The sequence below is a fragment of the Guyparkeria sp. WRN-7 genome (assembly GCF_001641825.1).
Classification (GTDB): Bacteria; Pseudomonadota; Gammaproteobacteria; order Halothiobacillales; family Halothiobacillaceae; genus Guyparkeria.
In genome coordinates, this window is record NZ_LRFH01000016.1 from 299456 (window position 1) to 325751 (window position 26296).

Sequence of the window (26296 nt, forward strand, 5' to 3'; positions counted from 1 at the left end):
CCGACGTACCGAGCGCATAAACAGAGTGGGTTTGTCCCGGTGAAGAACCGTTTGAGCATCGACATCGTCATCGTGAACTGGAATTCCGGTGACCAGTTGCGTAACTGTCTGAAATCGCTGTCCCGGTTTGTCGGTACGCTCTCGGTGCGAGTGGTAGTGGTCGACAACGCTTCGACGGATGGTTCGGCAGACCCCTTGCCCCATGTGTCCGACCGTCCCGTCACGCTCATCCGCAACGAGATGAATGTCGGCTTCGGCCGGGCGTGCAATCAAGGAGCGATGGCGAGCGAGGGCGATCTGATCCTGTTCCTGAATCCGGATGCCGAGGTCTTTGACGGGACACTGGAGCGGGTCGCTGACGAGATGCTGGCATCGGAAAACGGGCGAATCGGTATTCTCGGCGTCCAGTTGATGAACCCGGATGGCAAGGTCGAGCGCAGTTGCTCGCGGGCACCGACGTTGGGACGGCTTGCGGCGCAGGCGATCGGCCTGACCAAGTTGCCGGGGTTGCGCGGAACGGGCATGAAGATGCTCGACTGGGATCACCAGTCCAGTCGGGATGTCGAGCAGGTGATCGGGGCGTTCTTCGTCGTGAGGCGATCGGTGTTCGATGCGCTCGACGGCTTCGATGAGCGCTTCTTCGTCTATTTCGAGGAGGTGGACCTTTCCTACCGCGCCCGCCTGGCTGGCTGGCGCGTGCGCTACCTGGCGGAGGCCCGCGCTTTCCATGCCGGAGGTGGCACGTCCGGCCAGATCAAGGCCCGCCGATTGTACTACTCGCTGCGCAGTCGCCTGCTTTACGGTTTCAAGCATTTTCCCGCAGGGCGGGCGTGGCTGCTCGTGGGCGTCACCCTGTTTGTCGAGCCCCTAAGCCGCTCCGTTTTTTGCCTCGCGAGAGGTGACGTGGGCGGCGTTGCGAACACCATGGGAGGCTACCGTCTCCTGCTGGGCAGCCTGCCTTCCATTCTCCGGGGTGAGGGAAGAGGCAAGGCATGAAGCTGTTGCTGCTGTCACGCTATGGCTCACTTGGCGCCAGCAGCCGGGTGCGCTACTTGCAGTATCTCGATCGATTTCGTGCCGAGGGGGTCGAGGTGGATGTCGTTCCGCTGTTTTCCAATCGCTATCTGGAGGCTCTCTACGACGGCCGCCGGGCGTGGGGCGAGATGGTTCGCGGTTATGTCCGGCGGCTTCGGACGCTGCTGGGAGTCGGGCGCTACGATCTGGTCGTGATCGAGAAGGAGCTGTTTCCGTTCCTGCCGGCCATCGCCGAGCGAGTGCTCGAACGGTTGGGCGTGCGGTACGTTGCCGACTACGACGATGCCCTGTTTCATCGCTACGACCGGCACCGGAGCCCGCTGATACGTTGGCTGCTTGGTCGGAAGGTCGATGTCGTCATGCGCCACGCCGCCGTCGTGGTCGCCGGTAACCGATATCTGGCGGCTCGTGCACGGGAGGCGGGCGCCAGCCGGATCGAGATTGTTCCTACCGTGGTCGATATCGAGCGCTACACACCGAAGGGCATCGAGACGACGTCGTCACATCGAGTGCCGGTGGTGGGGTGGATCGGCTCTCCATCGACCAGTCGCTATCTCCGGGAATTGTTGCCGGTGTTTGCCGACATCCGGCGGCAGATGGACGTCCGGTTCGTTGCTGTGGGAGCGCGTCCCGGGGATTTCGAGGGCAGTTCGGTAGAGGTGTGGCCGTGGACCGAGAGTTCGGAAGTCTCTGCCATCCAGCAGTTCGATGTCGGCGTGATGCCGCTGCCGGACTCGCCGTGGGAACGCGGTAAATGCGGCTACAAGCTTATCCAGTACATGGCATGCGGTGTCCCGGTGGTGGCGTCGCCGGTCGGGGTCAACGTCGAGCTTGTCTCGCCGGAATGTAGCGGCTATCTGGCGAGTGACGACAAGGAGTGGCTTGAAAGCCTTCTCAGCCTCCTTCGGTCACCAGAAACGCGAGGATCGCTGGGTCAATCGGCACGCGCATTCGTCAGCGAATCCTACAGCCTGCAGACCCAGGCCCCCCGGTTGGTGGAGATCCTTCGGTCGGCAGCCGATTCGGGGTATTCGAAATGAGGGCAGTGATGCCATTCACGAAGCCCGGCATTCATGGTCGGCTGGATGCTGACCGCCACTCGGGAGCGACGGTCGCGTGAGAGGACGTCTGCTTTATGTGGTGAATTCCGTCGAATTCTTCCTCTCGCACCGGTTGCCGGTCGCGATGGCCGCACAGCAACAGGGCTACGAGGTTCACGTGGCCACGCCACTGAGCGACGCAGGCGCAACGCGGGAAATCACCGCCCGCGGAATGATGCATCACCCGATCTCACTGTCCCGCCGGGGAACGAATCCGGTCGTGGAGCTGTGGAGTCTGTGGCGGTTGTATCGGTTGATGTGTCGCGTTCGTCCGGACGTCGTGCACCTGGTGACGATCAAGCCGGTCCTGTATGGAGGTATTGCGGCACGGCTGGCCGGCGTTCCTGGTCTGGTCGCTGCGGTTTCCGGGTTGGGGGCCGTCTTCATGGACGGTCGCGATGGTATAGTGCGGCGCATCGTGCACGGGCTGTATCGACTGGCCCTGGGCCACCCGAACGCCCGGGTAATCTTCCAGAACCCGGACGACCGGGCGGCGCTAGTGCAGATTGGTGCCGTTCGGCCAGAGCAGGGTCGCCTGATTCGGGGCTCGGGTGTCCGTTTGGCGGATTATCCGTACCTCCCGGAACCGGAAGGCCGTCCGGTGGTTACCATGGCGGCCCGCCTGCTGCGGGACAAGGGTGTGGACGAATTCGTCCAAATGGCCCAACGGCTGCGTGCAGAGGGCGTGGACGCGGAATTCCGGCTGATTGGCTCGCCCGATCCGGGGAACCCCAGCTCGGTCGCGCCGTCCGATGTCGAGCGCTGGCGGACGCAGGGCGATGTCACGTTGCCCGGATATCGTGCAGATATCGCAAGGCAGTACGCGGAATCGCACATTGTCTGTCTGCCCTCCTACCGGGAGGGGTTGCCAAAAAGTCTTGTCGAGGCGGCGGCCTGCGGTCGGGCAGTCGTGACCACGGACGTTCCGGGGTGCCGCGACGCGATCGAGCCGGGGGAGAGCGGATTGCTGGTCCCGGTGCGTGATGTTGACGCACTTGCGCGTGTGGTTCGCTCCTTGCTTGAAGACCCGGAACGACGGCGGCGGATGGGCGAGGCGGGGCGGAGGCTTGCAGAGCGGGAGTTCGCCATCGAACGAATCGTGGACGCGCATCTCGCCATTTATCGTGACGTCCTTGCGCGCGCCGCAGATCGCCAAGAGGGCGATGACTGATTCCGGCGCGAACGGCCCTCCCAGAAAATGGGACGGAAACCACTTGCCAATTCACATAACACAACACAATCAATCATGAGCATATTAGTTACCGGCGGTGCTGGTTTCATCGGCAGCAATTTCGTTCTCGACTGGCTCGACGTTTCCGACGAGCCGGTCATCAACCTCGATTTGCTGACGTATGCCGGCAACCGCCAGAACCTTGCCGCCCTGGAAGGTGATTCCCGTCACGTGTTCGTCCGTGGTGACATCGGCGATACGGAACTGGTGGCGCGGCTGCTCGAGGAGCATCGTCCCCGGGCGGTGGTGAACTTCGCCGCCGAGAGCCACGTGGATCGCTCGATCCTCGGTCCCGAAGAGTTCATCCAGACGAATATCGTCGGCACCTTCCGTCTGCTGGAGGCTGTCCGGGGCTACTGGAATGACCTTCCTGAAGGGGATCGCGAGGACTTCCGGTTCCTGCACGTCTCGACGGACGAGGTCTACGGCACGCTCTCGCCCGACGAGTCGGCGTTTACCGAGCAGCACCGATACGAGCCGAACAGTCCCTATTCGGCGTCCAAGGCGGCCTCCGATCATCTTGTTCGCTCGTACCTGCACACCTACGGGCTGCCGGTCCTGACCACCAACTGCTCGAACAACTACGGGCCGTACCATTTCCCGGAAAAGCTGATTCCGCTCGTCATCCACAACGCGCTGGCGGGCAAGGCGCTGCCGATCTATGGCGACGGTCAGCAGGTGCGCGACTGGCTGTACGTCAAGGATCACTGCTCGGCCATCCGCCGGGTGCTCGAGGACGGTCGTACGGGTGAGACCTACAACGTGGGCGGCTGGAACGAGAAGCCCAATCTGGAAGTGGTCGAGACCCTGTGCGCGATCCTGGACGAGCGCCAGCCGCGCGAGGACGGCCGCTCCTACGCCGAGCAGATCACCTTCGTCAAGGATCGCCCCGGCCATGATCGTCGTTATGCGATCGATGCCTCGAAGATCGAACGGGAACTGGGTTGGCGCCCCGAGGAGACCTTCGAGACCGGGATCCGCAAGACCGTCGACTGGTATCTCGACAACCAGGTGTGGGTCGAGAACGTGACTTCCGGTGCCTATCGAGACTGGGTGGAGGCGCAGTACGCATGACCACGCTTCTTTTCGGCAAGAACGGTCAGGTGGGCACGGAACTGCAGCGCACCCTGCTGCCGCACGGCCCGGTCGTCGCCAAGGGCAGCGAGTCCGTGGACCTGGCGCAGCAGAACGCCGTGAGCGAGTGTCTGGAAGCGGTGCGGCCTAATGTCATCGTCAACGCGGCGGCCTATACGGCCGTGGACAAGGCCGAGTCGGAAGAGGAGCTCGCCAGAGCGATCAACGCCGACGCGGTTCGCGCGATGGCCAATTACGCGGCGCGAAATGATGCGCTGCTGATCCACTACTCGACCGACTACGTGTTCGACGGCGACAAGGACGGGGCCTATCTGCCCGATGACTCGCCCAATCCGCAGAGTGCGTACGGCCGAACCAAGCTCGAGGGCGAGGAAGCGATCCGGGGAAGTGGCTGCCACCACCTGGTGTTCCGCACCAGCTGGGTGTATTCCGCAAATGGCCATAATTTCATCAAGACCATGTTGAGGCTGGCCGCGGAGCGTGACGAACTCAAGGTCGTGGCTGATCAGGTCGGCGCGCCAACCTCCGCGGAGCTGATCGCGGACGTGACCTCGATCGCCCTTGCCGGTTACCGCAAGGGCCATCTGCCGATCGGGACCTACCACCTCACTGCCAACGGCGCGACCAGCTGGCATGGACTGGCATCTCGGGCCATCGACCGGGCGATCGACAACGGCCGTAAACTCAAGCTGCGCGGCGCTGACGTCCAGGCTATCGGCACGGCCGACTTCCCGACGCCGGCGGCCCGGCCATCGAATTCGCGCATGGACTCGGGCAGCCTCGAACAGGCACTGTCGCTCGAGCTTCCCGACTGGACCATTCACGTCGATCGCATGGTTGATCAGGTGACGAGGGCCAGTGACAAGTAACGGGTGACAGGTGACAGAATGTTGCGTCACCCGTCACCCGTCACCCGTCACCCGTCACCCACAACAGGAGTCATCGCTCATGGAAGAGCAGGCCGGTATCATTCGCGGTCATCGCGACCTCGAGGCATGGAAAGTCACCATGCGATTGGCATTAAACGTATATGAGGCAACCCGACAGTTTCCCGCCGAAGAGCGATTCGGCCTCGTATCACAAATGCGCCGGGCTGCTGTCTCCGTACCGTCCAACATTGCGGAGGGAGCAGGGCGGGATGGCTGCAAAGAATTTGCGCATTTTCTTGGTATGGCACGTGGCTCGCTGAGTGAACTCGAAACCCAGAGCATGCTTGCGCATCACTTAGGGTTTCTTAGAGATCCGGAATCGATCTCGGAACAAATCTCGCGCATGTTCCGCCTGATTGGCGGGCTGCAAAACAAACTACGAAACGACCGCAAACAGAAAGCATGAATCAACCCGTTACCCGTCACTCATCCCCCGTCACCCGCAAAGGCATCATCCTCGCGGGTGGCTCAGGCACCCGGTTGCACCCGGCAACGCTCTCCGTGAGCAAGCAGCTGCTACCCGTGTACGACAAGCCGATGATCTACTACCCGTTGAGCACACTCATGCTGGCGGGAATCCGTGACATCCTCATCATCTCGACGCCGCAGGACACGCCGCGTTTCGAGCAGCTGCTAGGCAGCGGCGAGCAGTGGGGGCTCAACCTGCAGTACGCCGTCCAGCCGTCGCCGGACGGCCTGGCACAGGCTTTCGTTATCGGCGAGGAGTTCATCGGCAACGACCCGTGCGCGCTGGTGCTCGGGGACAACATTTTCTACGGCCATCATTTCGACGAACTCCTCGGTAACGCCATGGGGCGCCAGGAAGGCGCTTCGGTGTTCGCCTACCACGTTCATGATCCCGAGCGATATGGCGTGGCCGAGTTCGACGCGGACGGCAAGGTGCTATCGCTCGAAGAAAAGCCGGAACAGCCGAAATCGAACTATGCCGTCACCGGTCTCTATTTCTACGACAACGACGTCGTCGACATGGCCAAGGATCTAAAGCCATCCGCGCGCGGCGAACTCGAGATCACGGACATCAATTGCGGTTACATGGATGCCGGCAAGCTGAACGTCGAGATCATGGGGCGAGGCTACGCCTGGCTCGATACCGGCACGCACGAATCCCTGCTGGATGCCGGCCAGTTCATCGCCACGCTCGAGCAACGTCAGGGCCTCAAGGTGGCCTGCCCGGAGGAGATTGCCTTCCGGTCAGGCTGGATCGGCGCCGAGCAACTGGAGGCACTCGCTCGTCCGCTGCTGAAGAACGGTTACGGTCGCTACCTGCGGCAGGTACTTAACGAGAAGGTGTTTTGATGAAAGCCTTTCCGCTCGACATTCCGGACGTCCTGCTGATCGAACCTACCGTGTTCGGTGACGAACGGGGTTTCTTCTTCGAGAGTTACAACCAGAAGCGCTTCGACGAGGCGGTCGGGCGTTCCGTCAGCTTCGTCCAGGACAATCATTCCCGTTCGGTCCGTGGCGTGTTGCGTGGCCTTCATTACCAGTTGCCACCGTTCGCGCAGGGCAAGCTGGTGCGGGTCGTGCAGGGCGAGGTGTTCGACGTTGCTGTCGACATCCGCCGTAATTCCCCGACTTTCGGGCAGTGGGTGGGTGCGAGGCTCTCCGCCGAGAACAAGAAGCAGATGTGGGTTCCCGAAGGGTTCGCTCACGGGTTTCTCACACTCTCCGACACGGCGGAATTTCTGTACAAGACCACGTCGTTCTATGCCCCCGATCACGAGCGGTCGATCCAATGGGACGATCCCGAAATCGGCATCGAATGGCCTTCGGTCGCTGAAATCAGTCTGTCCGCCAAGGATCGGGAGAGTCCGTCCTTTGGACAAGCCGACCTGTTTGACGACTAGTTCCCAACTGACCAGACAACCCTGATTTTACATGACGTCATCGAAGAAACTCATCGTCGTTCTCGGCCCGCATCGCTCGGGCACCTCGTTGTGCACGGCCGCCATTGAGGCCTTGGGGGCCGATCTCCGTATCGACGAGATCTATGTGAATGAGGACAACCGCAAGGGGTTCTTCGAGCAACCCGATATCGTCGCTCTCAATGAAAAACTGTTGGAGCAACTGGGCGGTGTCTGGGATAACCCAGCATTCGATGCGCGTCTAGCTTCCGAGTCACTTGATCTCTCTTCTTGGCGGGCCGAGGCGAGTGAGCTGTTTCACCGGCTTTTCGACGATGTCGAAGTGGTGGCGATCAAGGATCCCCGCCTGTGTCAGTTGCTGTCTTTCTGGCAGCCGATCTTTGAAGAATGCGGGTTTGGTCCTGACCAGACGTTCTTCATTCACGTCGTCCGTAGCCCGGTGGAAGTCGCGTTGTCTCAAGCGAGCCGGATTCAAAAGAACCCGTCATTCTACGAATACGGCCGTGTCCTGCCGGAAGGAGGGGCTCTCTGGTTAAGTCTGACACGGCAATCCCTCGAGCAGACCGAGGGGTGCCATAACACCCTGGTGTCCTATCGCGCCCTTCTTGAGGATCCCAAGCGTGTGCTTCGGGATCTGGCGCGTTATCTTGACCTCCAGCCCGATGAGACTCGTCTGGCGACGTTCTGTGAGGGTTTCGTCGATGCATCACTACATCGAAGTCAAGAAGATGTGGCTGCTCGCAAGACGCTTTTGCATGCACTACCAGAGGCTCTGGAAGTATTTGAAGCACTGGAAGCGCTGACTTCCGCTGACAAATTCCACTTTAATGCCAGAAAGTTGATAGGTGTGCTCGATCCGAAACGATCCGGGGGTGTGATCGAGAAGATCGCCTTGAACTCGCTTTCTCGGGTAATACGCCGCTGCCGTCAATACGGGGCGGAGAAACAAGCGCTTCAGGAGAGAGTCGAGTCTGTAGATGCGCAACTTATTGAAGCCGTGAAAGATCGTGATGCGGTACATAGCGAGTTAAAGGCTGCAAGCAAGGAGCTGGACAGTTCGCTTAGTGAGCTGGAGAATATGCATGGCCAAATAGAAGCGGTCCGCAACGAGCTTGAAGCCAGAATCTGTGCGATGGAAAACTCACGGTCTTGGCGGATTACGGCGCCATTGCGGCATCTGGGTCGCCTCCGTCGAAAGGCATCGAATCGCCTTTTGAATTTTTGGCTGGGTTTCCGCCGCCTTGCGCTGAAGGCCTATGTCCGGCTGCGGCAGCATTTTCCTCGTACTTCCGAGGTGATCCGGAAAGGCGTTGTTCGCCCGGTGTTCCGCTTCGCGGACCGGCACCTGTTCTCGATCAAGCAACCGCTGCTGGCCTCAAGCCGGCCGACAAACGACGATCCCTCATCGTTGTACGAGGCCTACCAGGCTCATGACGTTGCCGGTGCATTCGAGCCGCTGGTCAGCGTCATCGTCCCGAATTACAACCATGCGACCTATCTGCGGGAGCGCCTCGACAGCATCTACGGGCAGACGTATCGGCGTTTCGAGGTGATCCTGCTGGACGATTGCTCGTCCGACGAGAGCGTGTCCATCCTCGAATCCTACGAACGCGAACATCCGGACCGCACCCGGCTGGTGGTGAACGAGGAAAATTCGGGGGGCGTGTTTTACCAGTGGCAGAAAGGTCTTGATCTCGCGCGGGGCGAGATCGTGTGGATCGCGGAGAGTGACGATGCCTGCAGTGAAAACTTTCTTGCCACACTGGTGCCGTTTTTCCGTAACGAGGCGGTGAACCTGGCCTATGGTGCAACCACCTTCATCCGCGGAACGGAGGGTGAGCCGTTCTGGTCGATCCAGGAATACCTGAGCGATATCGACCATGACCGCTGGAATGAGCCATTCGTTGAGACGGCTCACGAGATCGTTCGGGACGCGTTCTCAATCAAGAACATCATCCCGAACGTCAGCTCCGCGCTTTTTCGGCGCCAGGAGCTCGAAGTACTCAAAGATCCCATCTGGCGAAAGATGAGGACTTGCGGGGACTGGGTGCTCTACCTGCATCTGATCCGCGGAGGGCTGCTCGGCTACTCGCCCGACGCGGTCAATTATTACCGTATTCATGGTGCGAATACCTCGGTCGACAGCTACAAGGACGATGCTTTCTACATCGAGCATGAGATTGTCGCCAAGACCGTTCAGATGTACTTCGACGTGCCCGACAAGGTGTTCAGGCGTCAGAGGGGCAACCTGATAGAACATTGGCGGCAGACGCGCGACGATTTCTCGAGAGATCGCTTCGAGGCTTGCTATAGCCTTGACCGGATTCGGGACGAGGCAAGTGAACGGTTCCCGAACCTGCTGATGGCCGGCTACGGCTTCTGTGCTGGCGGAGGGGAAACGTTCCCGATTCAGTTGGCCAACCTGATGAAGCGGGTGGGGTACAACGTCACCTTTCTCGATTGCCACCAGGAGCCGCGCGTCGAGGAAATCCGTCGTCGCCTGAGACCCGACATCCCGGTGGTCACCGACGTCACCGGGTTGCAGCAAATCACCGAGCGATTCGGTATCGACGTGATTCATTCCCACCATGCATGGGTAGACAACACGATCCTGAATCTTCTGCCCGAATCCAGCCCGGTGAAAACGGTGGTCACTCTTCACGGCATGTACGAGACAATCGAAGATACGGACCTCCAGTTGATCCTGCCGCGCTTGGCCGAGCGTTCGGCGCGCATCGTTTACACGGCCGAGAAGAATCTCGGCGCGCTGAAGGCACATGGGCTGGCGGATCGGGGTTCCATCGTGCGTATCGACAACGCGCTCGATGTCTATCCTTGTGAACCGATTGATCGCGCACAGCTTGGCATTGCACCGGAGGCGTTCGTGTTGACGCTCGTCTCAAGGGCGATTCCCGACAAGGGGTGGTACGAGGCGATCGAGGCCGTGGAGGCCGCGCGAGCTCGATCAGGTCAGGACATCCACCTGGTCCTCATCGGTGAAGGGCCGGTGTACGACGAGCTCACCGCCGCCCCCCCGCCGGGCTACGTCCACCTCGAAGGGTTCCGCAACGATATTCGCGGGTATTTTGCGGCGTCGGACCTCGGGTTCCTGCCGTCCCGCTTCGAAGGCGAAAGTTTCCCACTGGTCGTGATCGACTGCCTCCATACGGGCACACCGGTTCTAGCTAGTGCCGTGGGGGAGATCCCCTACATGCTGCAAACGGACACGGGGGTCGCGGGTGAGCTGTTCGAGCTCGATGGTTGGTCAATCGACGTAACCGACCTCGGCGAACGAATCGCCCGGCTGGCGAATGACGAAGCCGGCATGGCTGAACTCAAGACCCGTGTCCCGGAGGCGGCAGCGCGTTTCGATCCGGAAGTGCTCAGTGAGCAGTATGACCGGGCCTACCGTGCCGCCCTGGCCACGGACGGGTGAGAACGGGATGAGCATGAACTGGGGCCAAGTGAAACGCGTGTTGGTGGTCGGCGGGTCCGGGTTCGTAGGCCGTCACTTGATCGAGGGGTTGCTCGCCGAGGGCATGACGGTGCGATGCCTAGACCTTCAATCGCCGGCCTTCGAACACGAATCGCTGGAGTCGGTGGAGGGTAGTTTCACCGAACCCGATGTGGTTGAGTGGGCCATGGATGGATGTGATGCGGTCTATCATCTCGCGTCGAGCACCATCCCCAAGACGTCCAACGAGGATCCGGTCGGCGACGTGCGGGTCAACCTGGTCGGTACGCTCGGCCTGCTGGATGCCGCCTCGCGTCACCGTATCAGGAAGTTCGTCTTCATCTCGTCCGGTGGCACCGTCTACGGCAAGCCGGAATCCCTGCCGGTGTCGGAGACCCATCCGACCGAACCCATTTGCTCCTACGGCGTGGTCAAGCTTTCCGTGGAGAAGTACTTGCAGATCTATCGGCACCTCCATGGGCTCGAGACCTGCGCCGTCCGATTATCGAACCCCTATGGCCCTCACCAGTCGCCGCATCGCGGTCAGGGTGTAATTGCCGCGTTTTGCTATCGCGCACTGCAAGGTGAGGCGATCCAGATATGGGGCGACGGCTCGGTGGTTCGTGACTATGTACATATTGATGACGTGGTGTCGGCACTCCTAGCCGTGCTTTCGTCTAAGCGAGCCACGGGAGTGATCAATGTTGGAGCAGGGCGAGGTCATAGCCTGCTTGAGGTGATTGATTGCGTCGAGCGGGCGTGTGGACCGGTCCAGAAGGAATTTCTCGCCGGACGCAGCTTTGATGTGCCGGCGGTTTACCTGGACATTACTCGAGCGCGAAGGCTTCTTGAGTGGGTTCCGAGGGTCGAACTTAAAAACGGAGTGGGAAAACTCGCACAAGTTATGCGGAGCGAATTTTTGTGATTGGACGAATGCCTTTTGTTTCGCGCTTTTTTAGGAAGGAAGGCGACATTGCACATAGGACGCTGATCCTGCATGTGGGTATGGATAAGACCGGAACGTCCGCGATCCAGCAATTCATATATAAAAATCGAACGAGACTTGATCGTGATGCCGGGATTTACTACCCGGGAACCGGTATGTGGTGGGACCATTCTCACCACGAGATACCTTTTTCTATATTTGAGATGAATGGTTTTGACAAGCGCACCTTGCGCCGACTGCTACGTAAGCTTAAATCTGAGATTCGTGACAAGGAAAAAGTTGTTATATCGAGTGAGTGCCTTTTTAAATCACCTGCCAAGCCTAACTTTCCCCTATTTCTTGATTTTGTAAGGTCCAATTTCGATGATGTCGAGGTCTTGGTCTACGTGAGGCCTCAAGATGATTGGGTTGAATCTCGTTACAAACACTCCGTTTTAAGTGGAGCCGAGATTCCTCTAGAAAAATTGACCAAGCCTCAATTTTGTGATTACGAGCAATTTGTGGATCGGTGGGCGCGCATTTTTGGTGAGGAGCATGTCGAGGTTCGCCCTTATGAGAAATCACAGTTTGAGGGTGGTTCGATCTTTAACGATTTTTTGTCTGCGATCGGTGTCGCATCCGGTAAATTCTATGAACTGCCCGAGCGACCTGTAAACGAGTCTCTCAATGCACTGGCGCATGATTTCAAAAGGTTATGTAATAGTGTTAAGTTCTATGGGGCTGGTGTGGATATCAACTCAGTCTTAATTGAGTTTTCACAAAGGAATAAGGGGGCGCGTGATCAGTTTAGAATTCTTTCTCCTGGGGAACGCGCAGAAATCTTGACTGCATATCAAGATAGTAACCGCCGTTTGGCTAGTAAATACGTCCGGCGGCACGGGCCTGATGCACTTTTCGTTAAAACCGCGGATGATGTTTTGAGTGATTCTTGGAAGCAGGCTGGTGAATTAGATCCTGATCAGTTTTCTCCCGTTCTTCAGTTTTTTGAAAAAACTTCTCCTAAAGCGTTTAAAAGTTTTGAGAAGTCAGTCCAGGTGGCTCGAGACAGCCGTTGCCAGCCCGCTCGTGACGCTGCAAGATTTTTGTCGGAAGCTCTTGCTCAATATAAGAATTTTCACCACCAATAGCTGGTAATGTCCCAGCCAGATTAAATCAGTTCGATGAGTAATCGCAGGAAAACAAAAGAAGACTGGTAGCGCTGCTGCTCGTATTCTCGAATCATTGCGTTTGTGCATGCCGCGATTTTGCAACTGGTTACTGTCGCTTCCACATTTTTGCTGTTGGTGGCTGTATAACCCGCCTTTATTAATTCTCCTAAGTCTTCCAAGTCCGTTGCCGATTTTACCGGCCAGCCAGATCCTTGTGGCTCTGCTTTCCAATGCGCCCAGTGGGCGAGCACTAATCGTTCGTCATGTGAGCGATAGAAAAGCCCGCTTCCTGGGGGCGAGGGAATCGAGGTGTGGATCTGTAGAGCGTGTTTGCGTAGCGTTTCCTGAACTCTCGTTAGGTTAGATCTGAGTGTGGTGAGGTCTGATTGCTGCTTATCGTCAGCGATAAGATTTAACCTAGAGAAAAATGATCTGTCGAGCTTTTCCCATAGCATCTTCCTAGAGCGCCGATACCTTTTTTCCATATCCGGGCTTGGCTCAGTGAAGAGAAGCTGCTTTGTTATTTCCTTTTGCGCTTTTAGGTGGGGGATGAGGTGTGCTGGCCTATATCCAGTTATGTCAAAAACCAGATAAGAAAATCCATCCTTCTTTTCAGCTAGTAATAGTGGCGGCGCGGGAATGTTGTTTGGCCTATCGAGGAGAAGAGTGGTTTCGTGAGTTGCGGATGCAGTGCGATTCTTCTCGAATACCTTGATGAGTATTGAAAAGCCAAAAAGGCGCCAGTGTACCTCGATCCCCATTACATTGGGCACGTTCGTCTGGACCCAATTGGTATCGTAGTCGCTGTCGAGCGTATTGGGTCTTAATCGTTCTTTCAGATAGTCGATCCAGCTGGCTAACGTGTTGTCTTCAAGCAAGTGCCACACACTGGCGTCGGCCGTGTGAGGTTGCTCATCAAGCTGCGTGTCGTGAAAAAATAGCGCAGTGATCTTTTGTTTTTGCTGGACTAGAAAGGCCATGTTCCGCAACACAAGTGCGGTTTGAGTCATTAGCTGTCGGCTGAGGATGATTGCGATGATCGCGATGAGAAAATTTGGTGGGGTGAGGGCGATGAAATCAATCACAATAAAGACGAACACCGCAAGAAATCCAGTGGCGGTTATTGCGTTGGCATATGACGGTGCCTTTTCTATTAGTGTCTGATGTGTTCTCGGCTTGAGCGTTGTCACGACTTTGGCGATGCCGATCGCGCCGACTAAGAAGATTAGCGTTGTTAATGCAACACCTTGGTATGTTGGGGCGAGAACAAGAAGGGCTAATGTCGAGAATGTAAGCCCGGACAGTGCTTCTACGTATCTCTTGTAGGCAGCAAAAGCAATTGTGTCCTGATTCTCGAAAAGAATAATCTTCTGGCTTGCTTTTATCAGCTTCTCTGATCCGCTTCGTGAGGCTTTTTCTGTAATTCGGTTTGCCAGTAGGTGGGTGATGTAGAAAAATAATGCAAGGCCGCTCAGAGCTATTATAAGAGTATTTATTCCCATTGAAACAAGGGGGGGTGGCATGTAGTCCGGTACGCTTTCAGATCCGAGTAGCATGACGATTTTTAAAGGTAATAAGAATGCGAGGAGCAGGCTTGCTTGTGAAACGAGAGATGCCGCCAGAACGAGCATGGTCCGATATGGGGCCACACAAAAAAACTTCTGGCCGAGGCCAATGACCCAGAATTTTGAATTGGCTTTCATTTTGCCTATGGTGTGAGATCTTGTTATTGGAATGGAAAGATTAACGGAGTCAGTGCGATGACGATCGTAGAGTAGGTCAAGGTTAGGGGGATCCCGGATTTTATATAATCAGTCATCCGGTAGCGGCCAGGTGAATATACCATCAGGTGCGTTTGGTAGCCGTATGGAATAAGAAAACAGGCACTGGCGCCGAACGCGACCGCCATGATGAACGGCATCGGATCTACGCCGAACGCTTGAGCGGTTGACCAGGCCAGCGGAAATGCGAGCGCTGCTGCGGCATTGTTGGTGACAGTCTCGGTCAAGACCAATGTGAGCAGGTAAGTGCCGATGAATGCAGCATAGACACCGTGTTCATGAAAGCTCCATTGCATGAACTCTACGACGAGCCGAGCGCCTCCGGAGGTTTCCATGGCCTCGGCCACTGTGAGTGCTGAGCCAATGATCATGAATAGCTCGAATGGAAAGCGCCGGCGAAGCTCTCCGGGCCGCAGGATGCGGAAGGCGAGCAGGGCGCCCAGTAGGACAAGCAATCCATGAAAGAGTGGCATAACGCCGCCCGCTGCCATCGCGATCACCCCGAGGAAGCCCGCCAGGGTGACTGTGCTCTCGCGAGGTGTGAGCTTGGCTTGCTTGAATCCGCCGCTAAGCAGGTGGAAGTTGCGGTCGATGTTGCGTAGCTGCGTGAAGTCGGAGCCGGTGGCCAGCAGCAGGCAGTCCCCCACGCGTAGTGGAATCCGACCGAGCTGACCGGTCAGTCGTTTCTCGCCCCGCCGTATGCCCACCACGCCGGCATTGAACATGGCGCGGAAGTCGACCTCCTGCAGGGTCTTGTTCGCGAGTTCGGACTCGTTGGCGATGACCACTTCGACCAGGTTGGTCGCCAGGATGTCATCGGCCCGGTTGCCGAAAAGAGTGAGGCCCGGGAAACGCTGCAGCGCCTGAACCTTTTCCACCTCGCCTGTAAAGATGAGCACGTCACGCGGTTCGATGACCTCACCGGGCCCCACCGGCGTAATCAGGCGGCCTTCACGTTCGATTTCGAGCAGGTACAGGCCTTCGAGGTTGCGCAGTTGGTTTTCTTCGATGGTCCGGCCGTTCATCGGCGATGTTGGATCGACCTCCGCGGCAAGAAAGTAGGCGAGGCGCGCATCTCGATCTTCCGCGTCATTGTGAGGAAGCCAGCGTGAGCTCCACCACAGGACAAGTAGGGAAATTAGAGCAACTGGCACACCGACCCAGGCGAACTGGAACATGGCTAGGGGAGGCAGTCCGGCGTTGACGGCAAACGAGCTCACCACGAGGTTGGTCGAGGTGCCGACCAGCGTGGTGACGCCGCCGAGAATGGAGGCGTAAGACAGCGGGATCAGCAGTCGCGATGGGGCGAAGCGGCGTTGCCTGGAGATCGCCCCGAGGAAAGCGGCGACCACGGCCGTGTTGTTGAGGAACGCCGACATCAACGCGGAAGCGCCCATCAGCTTGAGGACGGCAAAACGCTCGGAGCCGGTGAGGAGGCGCTCGGACACCACGTCAAGAAAGTGTGAGCGCTCCAACGCCACGGACACGAGCAGCAAAAGAACCAGGGTGATTAAGGTTGGGTTGGCGTAGTTGGTCAGCATCGCCTCGCTGTCGATCACGCCGGTGAGTACGAGTGCGGCAGCCAGTGTCGTGAATGCGAGTGCGGGCTTGACCCGACCGTGCGCGAGCACGGCGAGCAGGACGACCAAGCTGAGGAGTACGGCCCAGGCCTGCATGTGATTTCCTTGGTTCCGGGCGCGTTCGGCATCTAGCCGATGGCAGCGCGTTCATTGTCTCCGTTGGCATGTTACTCAGGGGTCTAATAGACTGTCCAATAATCGCGTCGTATTTTGGTGGTGCGGTGACGTGGAAAGGCAATTTAAAACAGTGACCTGCGTGCCGTCGTGGGGATTAAACATTTAGCGCCCAATGAGCTCAATCGACGTCGTCGCGAGGCCGTGCGCCTGCGTCTTGATGGCTGTACGGTCGAGGAGACGGTGCGTCGCTGTGGGCTGAGCGCGCCCACGGTGAGTGCCGCCTTCAAGGCGTTCCGCGCAGGCGGCTGGCGGGGCGTCGACGTTCGGCCACGCGGGCGGCGCAGCGGTCAGGGCCGTACGATGCCGCCGGCGGCCGAGCAACGGTTGTCGGAGCGGCTGATGGCAGGGGCGGATGCTTCTACACCACTGTGGGACGTGCCACGAGTGCGCGCCTGGCTCGCCGACTCGGAAGGGCTGGAAGTGTCTGAACGGGCGCTGCGGCGCTGGCTGGGTGAGTGGCTCGGCGTGGCATCTGTGCCATCGCGTCGCCCCGGATCACGTTGGGTGGAGCAGCTTCGGAAGCGTGGCGGGCAGAGTCTTGAGATCCGCGTGGGTCAGTTGCCGCTTGGCGAGGACAGGGATGGCTATCGCCTGACGGTATCGGGGCCACGAAGCAAACGCTGGTTCGTCTGCTCGCGGGAGCCATTCGATGCCGCGCGGCTGATTGCGATATTTGATTGGCTGAAGGCAAGGTTCCCGTCGCCGTTGGGTATCTGGATTGACGGTCTCGCGCTCAATTGGTCGGCATCCATCGCCGAATGGCGCGAGCGTAACCGTGAAACCGTCGAGTTGGCGCAGCCCAGAAGGCGGCGCGACAAAATCACAACCGCGCTAGGCGCGCCGAGTGGCGGTCTGCGCGAGCAAGGTAAATCGTTGGGGAAAGACATGACGACGTTGACTCATCTGCAACGCCTCGAGGCCGAGAGCATCCACATCATGCGTGAGGTGGTGGCCGAGACCGAGAACCCCGTGATGCTGTACTCGATCGGCAAGGACTCGGCGGTAATGCTGCACCTGGCGCGCAAGGCATTCGCTCCGGGGCCGCCGCCGTTTCCGCTGATGCACATCGACACCCGCTGGAAGTTCCGGGCGATGTACGAGTTCCGCGACAGGATGGCCGAGGAAGTGGGCATGGACCTCCTGGTCCACGTCAATCCGGAAGCGATCGAAAAGGACATCAACCCCTTCACGCATGGTTCGGCACTCCACACCGAAATCACGAAAACGGAAGGGTTGAAGCAGGCGTTGGACAAGTACGGTTTCGACGCCGCCTTTGGCGGGGCGCGCCGCGACGAGGAGAAGTCGCGCGCTAAGGAGCGGGTGTTCTCGTTCCGCACTGCCCAGCACCGCTGGGATCCCAAGAACCAGCGCCCGGAGTTGTGGAAGCTCTACAACGCCCGTAAGCACAAGGGAGAGTCGATCCGAGTGTTCCCGCTGTCCAACTGGACCGAGCTGGATATCTGGCAGTACATCTACCTCGAGAACATTCCCATCGTGCCGCTTTATTATTCCGCGGAGCGTCCGGTCGTCGAGCGTGACGGCACGTTGATCATGGTCGACGACGACCGTATGCCCTTGAACGAGGGCGAGGTGCCGATGATGAAGAAGGTCCGCTTCCGCACGCTGGGCTGCTATCCGCTGACCGGTGCCATCGAGTCCGAGGCCGACACGCTCACCGACATCATCCAGGAGATGCTGTTGACCAACACCTCGGAGCGCCAAGGCCGCGTGATCGATCACGATTCGGCCGCCTCGATGGAGAAGAAGAAGCAGGAAGGCTATTTCTGATCCGCGTACGCGGAGCAGAAATAGCCTCAGAGGTCAGAGATTAATAAGAGGTCAGAGATCAGAGCAAAGATGTCAGAGGGAAGCTGACTGGGAGACGACGAAATGGATTTCGAGCGGTTGGATGTGTGGAAGCGGTCAGCGCGATTGTCGGCGGATTTGTACATGGCGCTAAAAGGGCTGCGTGATTTTGGATTCCGCGACCAGATCACGCGTTCAGGCCTTTCGGTACCGAGCAATATTGCCGAGGGTATGTCTCGTCCAACGATCGAAAGATCGAGTCAAATTCCTTTATGTCGCCAAGGGCTCCTGTGCGGAGCTGCGTACTCAGATCTTGATCGGCATGGAAATTGGCTACCTCGACAAGCCCACTGGGCAGGCATGGACGAGAGAAACACGCGAAATAAGCGCAATGATTGCCGGCCTCATCCAGCGCCAACCGGAATATGACTGAGTGGCCCACGGGCACCCTCTGTCATCTGACTTCTGATCTCTGACTTCTAAAAACCAAATTCATAGCAACTGTTTGCCGGACGAACCCCATGTCACACCAATCCGACCTAATCGCCACCGACATTGCCGCTTACCTCAAATCTCACGAGAACAAGGGGCTGCTCCGGTTCATCACTTGCGGCAGCGTGGATGACGGCAAGAGCACTCTGATCGGCCGGCTGCTTTACGAGTCGAAGCTGCTGTTCGAGGACCAGTTGGCTGCCGTCGAGGCGGATTCGAAGAAGTACGGCACGCAGGGCGGCGAGATGGATTTCGCGCTGCTGGTCGACGGGCTGGCCGCCGAGCGGGAGCAGGGCATCACGATCGATGTCGCCTACCGCTTCTTCTCCACCGACAAGCGCAAGTTCATCGTGGCGGACACGCCGGGACACGAGCAGTACACCCGCAACATGGTCACCGGCGCGTCGACCGCCGATGCCGCCATCCTGATGGTCGACGCCCGTCAGGGCGTGCTCACCCAGACGCGCCGCCACAGCTTCCTGATGCACCTGATCGGCATCCGCCACGTGGTTGTCGCCATCAACAAGATGGACCTGGTCGACTACTCGCAGAAAGTGTTTGACGACATCGTCGCCGACTACCGCGCGTTTGCGAACGAGATCGGCCTCGAGGAGGTCACCTTCATTCCCATGTCGGCGCTCAAAGGCGACAACATCATCGACCACGGCGAGCACATGCCGTGGTATCACGGCACCACGCTGATGGGCTTTCTCGAGACGGTCGAGGTCGACGACGACCGCCTGCAGCGCAAGCCATTCCGTCTGCCGGTCCAGTGGGTCAACCGACCCAATCTCGATTTCCGTGGCTTCTCCGGCACCATCGCCAGCGGCGTCATCCGTCCCGGCGACGAGATCCGCGTGCTGCCGTCCGGCCAGACCAGTCGCGTTGAGCGCCTCGTGACCTTCGACGGCGACCTCGACCAGGCCGTGGCTGGCCAGTCGATCACGCTGACCACCAAGGACGAGATCGACATTTCCCGCGGCGATATCATCTCGACCAACGACGATCCCGCCCAGGTGGCCGACCAGTTCGAGACCTCACTGGTCTGGATGCACGACGAGCCGCTGTACCCGGGGCGCCCCTATGTCATGAAGATCGGCACCCAGACGGTCAGCGCGACGGTCACCGACATCAAGTACGAGGTGAACGTCAACACGCTCGAGCACACGGCGGCCAAGCAACTGGGCCTGAACGGTATCGGCGTGTGCACGCTGTCCGTCAATCGGCCGATCGCCTTCGATCCGTACACCGAGAACCAGGACACCGGTGGTTTCATCCTCATCGACCGGATGAGCAACAACACCGTCGGCGCCGGCATGCTCCACTTTGCCCTGCGGCGCAGCCAGAACATCCACCGGCAGCACGTCGACGTCGATAAGGCACGCCGCGCCGAGCTCAAGGCCCAGCAACCGGGCGTGCTTTGGTTCACCGGGCTTTCCGGGGCCGGCAAGTCGACCATCGCCAATGCGCTGGAGAAGAAGCTTGCCGCCGCCGGACAACACACCTATCTGCTCGACGGCGACAACGTCCGCCACGGGCTGAACCGGGATCTTGGCTTCACCGACGCCGACCGGGTTGAGAACATCCGTCGCGTGGCCGAGGTGGCGAAGCTGATGGTCGACGCCGGCCTGATCGTGCTGACCTCGTTCATCTCGCCGTTCCGTTCCGAGCGCGAGATGGCTCGCGGCATGCTCGAGGAGGGGGAGTTCATCGAGATCTTCGTCGATACCCCGCTCGAGGTGGCCGAGGAGCGTGATCCCAAGGGGCTGTACAAGAAGGCCCGCCGCGGCGAGCTCAAGAACTTCACCGGTATCGATTCGGCCTACGAGGCGCCGGAAAACCCGGATCTTCGTCTCGAAGCGGCGGATTTGTCGGCCGAAGAGGCGGCGGATCGGATCCTCGAATTGCTCGTCGAACGCGGCATGATTCCCGCCGTCTGAGGCAAGGAGACGGACATGACGATTGATCAGGCATTGCTGGACGAGGTGGTGGCCATCGCCGAAGAGGCGGGCGACGCCATCATGGCAATCTACGAGAGGGATTTCTCGGTCGAGGAAAAGGCGGACAAGAGTCCGCTGACCGAGGCCGATCAGGCCGCGCACGACCTGATCAGCGACCGCCTTGCTTCGCTGCTCGAGGGCATTCCCGTCCTCTCGGAAGAAGACACGCAAGGGTTCCCGGGGCCCGATGCCGCGGGTCGGTACTGGCTGGTCGACCCGCTGGACGGCACCAAGGAATTCGTCAAGAAGAATGGCGAGTTCACCGTCAACATCGCTCTGATCGAAGGGGCCGGCCCCGTCCTCGGGGTCGTGTACGCCCCGGCCATCGAGGCGCTCTACTATGCCGCTGACGGTATCGGCGCCTGGAAACGTTTGGCTTCGCAACAGGCGCAGCCGATCCAGGTGGCCGGTGAGCGAGAGGCGGCTTGGCGTGTGGTGGGCAGCCGGTCGCACGCCAGCGGCGGCATGGCCGACTGGCTGGCCAGGTTGGGTGACCACGAGATGGTGCCGATGGGCAGCTCGCTCAAGCTCTGCCTGGTCGCCGAGGGCGAGGCGGATGTCTACCCACGTCTGGGGCCGACCAGCCTTTGGGATACCGGCGCCGCCCAGGCGGTCGTCGAGCAGGCCGGTGGTCGGGTGATTACCTGCGAGGGAAGTCGTCTCCGCTACGACCGCCCCGACGAGGTACTAAACCCGTACTTCATCGCGCACGGCCGCAGCGGTCGCGATTGGGTCGACGTCGGCTGCTGACGTTCAGCCTTCGGAGCGCGGCATTGAGCGACGCACGTCGAACCTCTCCGTGATGGTGAACGGCGGCTGGCAGCGCCTCGCGTCTCCCCTATACTGAACGGCTCGCTTCTGGCCAGGATCGTTTCTTGTCTGACCCCCGCCATCGCCCCGGACTTTTCCACGCCGGCCTTGCCAGTTTGAAGGGTGAAGGCCTTCGCGCGCAGCTCCTGCGTGGCGGGCTCGGCACGATGGGGTTGCGGCTATTCGGGCTCGCCCTGTCGCTGGCGATTGCCGTGATTCTTGCCCGAGCCCTCGGGCCGGCCGGATTTGGCGTCTACTCGTTCGTCCTCACCGTCATGACGGTGTTGGCGCTGCCGGCAAGGTTCGGCATGCCGAACCTGCTGGTGCGCGAGACGGCGCGAGCCCAATCGGCTGGTGACTGGCCCATGATTCGAGGGTTGTGGCGCTGGTCGCTGCGCCTGCTCGCGCTGACTTCGATCGTGATTGTCCTGATCACGGGCGTCGTGCTGATCGGGTTGACCGGCCACAGTCAGTTGGTGGCCGAACAACGTGACGTGTTCCTTGTTGGATTGGTCCTCGTCCCTCTGATGGGTATTGCGGCGCTGCGCGGTGCTCAGTTGCGCGGGCTTCGTCACGTGCTCTCGGGACAGATGCCCGAACTGCTCGTGCGCCCGCTGGTCTTTATCGGTCTCTTGGGTGGTTTGTGGTGGCTCTGGCCGGTGGTGGAGATCTCGCCGGTCGCTGCGATCCTGTTCAATGCCATTGCCTTGCTAGCCGCGTTCATCACCGGGTCCTGGCTGGTAAGGCGGTACCGGCCGGGTCCATTGCAACGGCCGGGCGAGACGAGCATGCAGCAACGCGCCTGGCTTGCCGCGACCCTGCCGCTGGCCTTGACCGAAGGTGTAAACCTGATCAACCAGCACGTCGACATCCTCATGTTGGGTGTCATGGGGTCGACGGAAGAAGTTGGCATATACCGGGTCGTCGTCCATGGCGCCACGCTGGTCGCGTTCGGCCTGGCGGCGGTGAATATGGTGGTCGCTCCGCATTTTGCACGGCTTCACGCGCAGGGCGACATGGCGACCTTGCAGCGATTGATTACGCGTAGCGCTCAGGCCGTGGTTCTGCTGGCCCTGCCTGCCGTTCTGGTCTTCGTCGCCTTCGGTCGGGAGTTGATCGGCTGGGTATTCGGTCAGGATTTCGTTGGCGGTTACTGGCCGCTTGTGATTCTGGCCGGCGGCCAGTTAGTGAACGCGCTGGTGGGCTCGGTGGCCGTGCTCCTCAACATGACCGGGCACGAGCGGGACGTGACCCGTGGAGTCGCTCTCGGCGCGATACTGAATGTCGTTCTGAACCTGGCCCTCATTCCTTCGTTCGGCATGGTGGGGGCGGCCATCGCGAGCACGTCCAGTCTGGTCGTCTGGAACCTCATTCTGTGGCGCGTGGTGCATCGCCGTCTCGGCCTCGAGAGCTCGGCACTGGGGATGCAAAGGAGATGAACAATGCATGAGGAGACCGTGCTGGTCACGGGAGCTAGCGGATTTGTCGGTCGGGCGCTGACCGAACGGCTGGTGTCTCTGCAAGGGCGTCGCGCGCGTGCTGGCGTGCGGATGGAATCGAGATCGGTGCCCGCTGGTGCGGTGCCGGTTGTCGTCGATCTGCAGGATGCATCGTCCGACTGGTCCGAGGCGCTGGACGATGTGACTGCGGTGGTCCATTGCGCCGCGCGGGTGCCCGGGGCGACGAACGGGGATGAGGCGGCCTATCGCCAGGTAAACGTCGACGGGACGCTGAGGCTGGCAAAAGCCGCTTCTGATGCCGGTGTGCGGCGTTTCGTGTTCCTCAGCTCGGTCAAGGTGAATGGCGAATCCTCTCCGGTCGGCAAGCCTTTCACGCCGAATGACTCGCCTGCTCCCGAAGACGCGTATGGCCGATCGAAACTCGAGGCCGAGACCGGTCTGCTTGAATTGGCGCGGGAAACCGGAATGGAGGTGGTGATTGTGCGCTCGCCCCTCGTGTATGGTCCTGGCGTTGGTGGCAATTTCGAAATGATGCGGCGCTGGGCGGCAAAGGGGATTCCCTTGCCGCTTGGTGCGATCCGCAATCGTCGCAGTCTGGTCGGGTTGGCAAACCTGGTCGATTTTCTGCTGACTTGCCTGCATCACCCGGCGGCGGTCAACCGGGTGTGGATGGTCTCCGACGATGACGATGTCTCGACCACCGAGCTGCTACAGCGTCTGGGGCAAGCCGTTGGGCGTCCGGCGCGACTGATTCCGGTGCCGGCATTCCTGCTCCGCTTGATCGCCACGCTGCTGGGCAAGCGAGCGGTTGCCCGGCGGTTGTGCGACTCACTACAGGTGGATGTGATCGAGAGCCGCTCCCGTCTGGGATGGCGTCCGGCCGTCACGATGGCTGATGAGCTGTCCCGGATGGGCCCGGTCAGGTGATCCGCAGAAGGGGCAGCGAGGCCGGGCGCGTATGTCCGGGTCAAGAATGTGGAGAGAGTCTCGATGAAACACACGGACACGAACTCGCATCGGCCGGTTGTCGGCCACCGTTCATTGCGGAGCGCTTGATATGGATCCGGTGATATTCGTCGGGATGCACCGGTCGGGGACCAGCCTGGTTGGGCGTCTTTTGGAAGAGTTGGGTCTGTTCGTCGGTAAGGGAAAGGACGAGAACAACGAGGCGATCTTCTTTCAGGCGCTGAACTCGTGGTTGCTGGCCCAGTGCGGCTCACGCTGGGACAATCCAGGCCAGATCGGGGAGCTGTGGCAGCACGAACAGGCGATGGAGCTGATCGAGGACTACGTCCGGTTCATGATGGCCAGCCCGCGCGCGATCGATTTTCTGGGGGTTCGGGGGTATCTGCTCAACCGCAGCATCATGAACCATCGCCACCCCTGGGGTTGGAAGGATCCCCGCAATACGTTCACGTTGCCGCTATGGTTGCGGCTGTTTCCCCGGGCAAAGGTGGTGTGTATCGAGCGTCACGGCGTGGACGTGGCGCAAAGTCTCGTCACCAGAGAGGCGCACAGTGAAGTCCGGGCGCGTGGGAAATATCGTCGGTACAAGTACCTGACGTGGATCCGGCCCAAACGTGGAGGCTTCATGGAGTCCGCGCGATGCGCCACGCTGGATGGCGCCTTTTCACTCTGGCAGGAGTATCAGGCCGAGGTTGATCGCCTTGCCGACAAAGTACCCGCAGACCGGATCGTCCGTGTGCGTTACGAGAGCTTGTTGGCCGCTCCGGAAACGTCACTGCGGAAGCTCGCGGATTTCTGCGGGCTGGCTGCCGAGCCGGAAGCCGTCGAGAAGGCGTGTCGTGGAGTCAATGCCGGCCGGGCGTTTGCATACGCGGCGGATCCCGAACTGGTGGCATTCGCCAGGTCAAAGGCGGACGTGCTCGCTGCGTGCGGTTACTCCTTGGCATCGGCTCGCGGCGGCGGTTTGCGCGACGAAAATTCGTAGTATTCCCGGAGATAATGACTTGACGCGATTTCTCGATGTGGTGCTGGCTTTGATCGGGCTTGTCGTCGGCCTGCCCGTGTTGCTCGTCTTGGTGATCGTGGGCTGGCTCGATACCGGTTCGCCGATCTTCCGACAGGAGCGGGTAGGGCGGCACCGTCGGCCGTTCACCCTGGTCAAGTTCCGCACCATGAAACCGGGGACAGCTTCCCGGGCCACCCACCTGACCGATGCCGAAGCCATCACGCGCTTCGGACGGTTTCTTCGCCATACCAAGCTCGACGAGCTGCCCCAGCTATGGAACGTGCTGAAGGGGGAGATGAGTCTGGTCGGGCCGCGCCCGTGTCTGCCTGTCCAGGAGGAACTGATCGCAGCAAGGGATGCGCGGGGCGTTTTTGCAGTGCGGCCCGGAATAACCGGGCTTGCGCAGGTCCAGGGTGTCGATATGTCGGATCCCGAGCGACTGGCCGAACTGGATCAGGAGATGATTCGCAGCCTTACGTTGCGTGACTATTTCCGCTACCTCTTTCTGACCGTGACCGGCAAGGGCGCGGGCGACCGGGTGCGTCCGTCCTCCTGATCCCGTGTAGAGCCCGGCCGTAAAGAGGGCGCGCCGCCGTCTGAGATGGCAGACTATGAACCTTTGGCGCGTTGGGGACTCGCCGCCTTCCATACAATTACCAGCACGGAAGACCATCAGTGCCTTTCATCGCACGCATCAAGCACTTTCTTCGCGACCTGCCGTCCGTCTATAAGCGCGGATTGATGCTCGCCCTGGATCTCGGCCTGATCCCGTTCGCGCTCTGGGCGGCGCTGTCGCTCCGCTATGGCGAGCTCTTCACGGACATCAACCGCGCAGCGCTGGTGTTCATCGGCCTAGCGTTTTTCACCGTGCCCGTATTCGTCAAGCTGGGCCTATACCGCGCGGTAATGCGCTATCTCGGCTGGCGCGCCATCGAGCAGATCGGCATCGGCGTGCTCACCTCGACCGGCATCCTGCTGGCGATCATGTTCCTCTATCCGCAGGCCGGGCTGCCGCGCTCGACCTTCATCATCTACGGATTGGTGCTGTTCCTTCTGGTCGCCGGGTCACGATTCGCGGCCCGGCGTTTGTTGGGCGTGATACCCGCCCGGGGGAAACGCGAGCGGGTCGCGGTATACGGAGCCGGCGCAGGCGGTCGCCAGGTCGCCGAAATGTTGCACCAGGGCCCCGACTACGAACCGGTCGCGTTCCTCGACGACGCGGCTGACCTGCAGGGCAGGGAGATCAACGGCCTGCGGGTGCTGTCACCGGACATCCGTGATCTGACCCCGCGCCTGCAACGCCTCGGTGTCGAGTCGATCCTGCTGTCGATTCCGTCGGCATCGGCGTCGGCTCGCCGGGCGATCCTGGCCCGGCTCGAGCCGCTTCCCTTCCA

The 26296-nt window shown here is 59.9% G+C and carries 21 protein-coding genes and 3 pseudogenes; 22 read left to right on the forward strand and 2 right to left on the reverse strand.

Features of this window, described 5'->3' with window-relative positions; translation table 11 throughout:
• Positions 1–51 precede the first annotated feature (51 nt).
• The 11 genes from AWR35_RS09710 (at position 52) to AWR35_RS10805 (ending at position 12803) form a co-directional block, all read left to right on the forward strand.
• On the forward strand, positions 52–996 hold the full coding sequence (locus AWR35_RS09710) for a glycosyltransferase family 2 protein (protein WP_058575790.1): 945 nt from the start codon (positions 52–54) through the stop codon (positions 994–996).
• Entirely contained in the window at positions 993–2075 is a 1083-nt protein-coding gene (locus AWR35_RS09715) for a glycosyltransferase family 4 protein (protein WP_058575743.1), read from the forward strand. Before AWR35_RS09710 ends, AWR35_RS09715 begins: the two co-directional genes overlap by 4 nt.
• Before the next feature lie 76 nt (positions 2076–2151).
• Positions 2152–3306: a glycosyltransferase family 4 protein gene (locus AWR35_RS09720; protein ID WP_058575744.1), complete on the forward strand. Its 1155-nt coding sequence runs from the start codon at positions 2152–2154 to the stop codon at positions 3304–3306.
• A 75-nt stretch (positions 3307–3381) separates the two neighbouring features.
• Positions 3382–4440 (forward strand): dTDP-glucose 4,6-dehydratase, encoded by a 1059-nt coding sequence (gene rfbB / locus AWR35_RS09725; RefSeq protein ID WP_058575745.1) that lies wholly within the window; start codon positions 3382–3384, stop codon positions 4438–4440.
• The gene (gene rfbD / locus AWR35_RS09730; protein WP_058575746.1) at positions 4437–5330 is read left to right on the forward strand and encodes a dTDP-4-dehydrorhamnose reductase; all 894 of its coding nucleotides are present in this window, start codon (positions 4437–4439) and stop codon (positions 5328–5330) included. The genes rfbB and rfbD overlap by 4 nt, the downstream gene beginning before the upstream one ends.
• A 79-nt stretch (positions 5331–5409) precedes the next feature.
• Positions 5410–5796: a four helix bundle protein gene (locus AWR35_RS09735; RefSeq protein ID WP_058575747.1), complete on the forward strand. Its 387-nt coding sequence runs from the start codon at positions 5410–5412 to the stop codon at positions 5794–5796.
• A complete protein-coding gene (gene rfbA, locus AWR35_RS09740) occupies positions 5793–6707 on the forward strand; it encodes a glucose-1-phosphate thymidylyltransferase RfbA (RefSeq protein ID WP_058575748.1) in 915 nt (304 codons plus the stop codon). Before AWR35_RS09735 ends, rfbA begins: the two co-directional genes overlap by 4 nt.
• Positions 6707–7258, forward strand: coding sequence for a dTDP-4-dehydrorhamnose 3,5-epimerase (rfbC, locus tag AWR35_RS09745; protein WP_058575749.1), 552 nt, complete (start codon positions 6707–6709; stop codon positions 7256–7258). Before rfbA ends, rfbC begins: the two co-directional genes overlap by 1 nt.
• A gap of 31 nt (positions 7259–7289) precedes the next feature.
• Positions 7290–10712, forward strand: a complete 3423-nt coding sequence (locus tag AWR35_RS09750) for a glycosyltransferase (protein WP_058575750.1) — start codon at positions 7290–7292, stop codon at positions 10710–10712.
• A 7-nt stretch (positions 10713–10719) separates the two neighbouring features.
• Entirely contained in the window at positions 10720–11655 is a 936-nt protein-coding gene (locus tag AWR35_RS09755) for an NAD-dependent epimerase/dehydratase family protein (protein ID WP_066185137.1), read from the forward strand.
• Positions 11652–12803 (forward strand): hypothetical protein, encoded by a 1152-nt coding sequence (locus AWR35_RS10805; RefSeq protein WP_156413984.1) that lies wholly within the window; start codon positions 11652–11654, stop codon positions 12801–12803. The genes AWR35_RS09755 and AWR35_RS10805 overlap by 4 nt, the downstream gene beginning before the upstream one ends.
• Before the next feature lie 20 nt (positions 12804–12823).
• Here AWR35_RS10805 and AWR35_RS10810 read toward each other — a convergent pair whose 3' ends face one another.
• Together AWR35_RS10810 and AWR35_RS09765 are read right to left on the reverse strand one after the other, a co-directional pair.
• Complete coding sequence (locus AWR35_RS10810) at positions 12824–14527, reverse strand: hypothetical protein (protein WP_156413985.1); 1704 nt, start codon at positions 14525–14527, stop codon at positions 12824–12826.
• 23 nt (positions 14528–14550) lie between these two features.
• Positions 14551–16281, reverse strand: coding sequence for an SLC13 family permease (locus AWR35_RS09765; RefSeq protein ID WP_058575753.1), 1731 nt, complete (start codon positions 16279–16281; stop codon positions 14551–14553).
• Between the two features lie 168 nt (positions 16282–16449).
• Here AWR35_RS09765 and AWR35_RS11005 point away from each other — a divergent pair.
• From AWR35_RS11005 to AWR35_RS09805, 11 genes and pseudogenes are all read left to right on the forward strand, one after another.
• Positions 16450–16605: pseudogene (locus AWR35_RS11005) on the forward strand (helix-turn-helix domain-containing protein); the annotation flags it as partial.
• A 630-nt stretch (positions 16606–17235) separates the two neighbouring features.
• Complete coding sequence (cysD, locus tag AWR35_RS10945; RefSeq protein ID WP_282096955.1) at positions 17236–18150, forward strand: sulfate adenylyltransferase subunit CysD; 915 nt, start codon at positions 17236–17238, stop codon at positions 18148–18150.
• 102 nt (positions 18151–18252) lie between these two features.
• Positions 18253–18351, forward strand: a pseudogene (locus AWR35_RS11010) (four helix bundle protein); the annotation flags it as partial.
• The gene (locus tag AWR35_RS10685; RefSeq protein ID WP_348769654.1) at positions 18332–18601 is read left to right on the forward strand and encodes a four helix bundle protein; all 270 of its coding nucleotides are present in this window, start codon (positions 18332–18334) and stop codon (positions 18599–18601) included. The pseudogene AWR35_RS11010 and the gene AWR35_RS10685, both read left to right, overlap by 20 nt.
• A gap of 88 nt (positions 18602–18689) precedes the next feature.
• Positions 18690–20600: a sulfate adenylyltransferase subunit CysN gene (gene cysN / locus AWR35_RS09775; RefSeq protein WP_058575755.1), complete on the forward strand. Its 1911-nt coding sequence runs from the start codon at positions 18690–18692 to the stop codon at positions 20598–20600.
• A gap of 15 nt (positions 20601–20615) precedes the next feature.
• Entirely contained in the window at positions 20616–21410 is a 795-nt protein-coding gene (gene cysQ, locus AWR35_RS09780; protein WP_058575756.1) for a 3'(2'),5'-bisphosphate nucleotidase CysQ, read from the forward strand.
• Between the two features lie 125 nt (positions 21411–21535).
• On the forward strand, positions 21536–22909 hold the full coding sequence (locus AWR35_RS09785; protein WP_058575757.1) for a flippase: 1374 nt from the start codon (positions 21536–21538) through the stop codon (positions 22907–22909).
• Between the two features lie 3 nt (positions 22910–22912).
• A complete protein-coding gene (locus AWR35_RS09790; RefSeq protein WP_058575758.1) occupies positions 22913–23857 on the forward strand; it encodes an SDR family oxidoreductase in 945 nt (314 codons plus the stop codon).
• Positions 23858–23987: 130 nt separating this feature from the next.
• Positions 23988–24881, forward strand: coding sequence for a sulfotransferase (locus tag AWR35_RS09795; RefSeq protein WP_058575759.1), 894 nt, complete (start codon positions 23988–23990; stop codon positions 24879–24881).
• A 19-nt stretch (positions 24882–24900) separates the two neighbouring features.
• Positions 24901–25458: a sugar transferase gene (locus AWR35_RS09800; protein WP_058575760.1), complete on the forward strand. Its 558-nt coding sequence runs from the start codon at positions 24901–24903 to the stop codon at positions 25456–25458.
• A gap of 119 nt (positions 25459–25577) precedes the next feature.
• A pseudogene (locus AWR35_RS09805) lies at positions 25578–26296 on the forward strand (polysaccharide biosynthesis protein); the annotation flags it as partial.

What these genes read in the sequence shown, in the direction of transcription:
- AWR35_RS09715 (WP_058575743.1), top strand. Translation starts at nt 993, where the DNA reads ATGAAGCTGTTGCTGCTGTCACGCTATGGCTCACTTGGCGCCAGCAGC.
- rfbB (WP_058575745.1), top strand. Translation starts at nt 3,382, where the DNA reads ATGAGCATATTAGTTACCGGCGGTGCTGGTTTCATCGGCAGCAATTTC.
- rfbD (WP_058575746.1), top strand. Translation starts at nt 4,437, where the DNA reads ATGACCACGCTTCTTTTCGGCAAGAACGGTCAGGTGGGCACGGAACTG.
- AWR35_RS09735 (WP_058575747.1), top strand. Translation starts at nt 5,410, where the DNA reads ATGGAAGAGCAGGCCGGTATCATTCGCGGTCATCGCGACCTCGAGGCA.
- rfbA (WP_058575748.1), top strand. Translation starts at nt 5,793, where the DNA reads ATGAATCAACCCGTTACCCGTCACTCATCCCCCGTCACCCGCAAAGGC.
- rfbC (WP_058575749.1), top strand. Translation starts at nt 6,707, where the DNA reads ATGAAAGCCTTTCCGCTCGACATTCCGGACGTCCTGCTGATCGAACCT.
- AWR35_RS09750 (WP_058575750.1), top strand. Translation starts at nt 7,290, where the DNA reads ATGACGTCATCGAAGAAACTCATCGTCGTTCTCGGCCCGCATCGCTCG.
- AWR35_RS09755 (WP_066185137.1), top strand. Translation starts at nt 10,720, where the DNA reads ATGAGCATGAACTGGGGCCAAGTGAAACGCGTGTTGGTGGTCGGCGGG.
- AWR35_RS10810 (WP_156413985.1), bottom strand. Translation starts at nt 14,527, where the DNA reads ATGAAAGCCAATTCAAAATTCTGGGTCATTGGCCTCGGCCAGAAGTTT.
- AWR35_RS09765 (WP_058575753.1), bottom strand. Translation starts at nt 16,281, where the DNA reads ATGCAGGCCTGGGCCGTACTCCTCAGCTTGGTCGTCCTGCTCGCCGTG.
- cysN (WP_058575755.1), top strand. Translation starts at nt 18,690, where the DNA reads ATGTCACACCAATCCGACCTAATCGCCACCGACATTGCCGCTTACCTC.
- cysQ (WP_058575756.1), top strand. Translation starts at nt 20,616, where the DNA reads ATGACGATTGATCAGGCATTGCTGGACGAGGTGGTGGCCATCGCCGAA.
- AWR35_RS09790 (WP_058575758.1), top strand. Translation starts at nt 22,913, where the DNA reads ATGCATGAGGAGACCGTGCTGGTCACGGGAGCTAGCGGATTTGTCGGT.
- AWR35_RS09795 (WP_058575759.1), top strand. Translation starts at nt 23,988, where the DNA reads ATGGATCCGGTGATATTCGTCGGGATGCACCGGTCGGGGACCAGCCTG.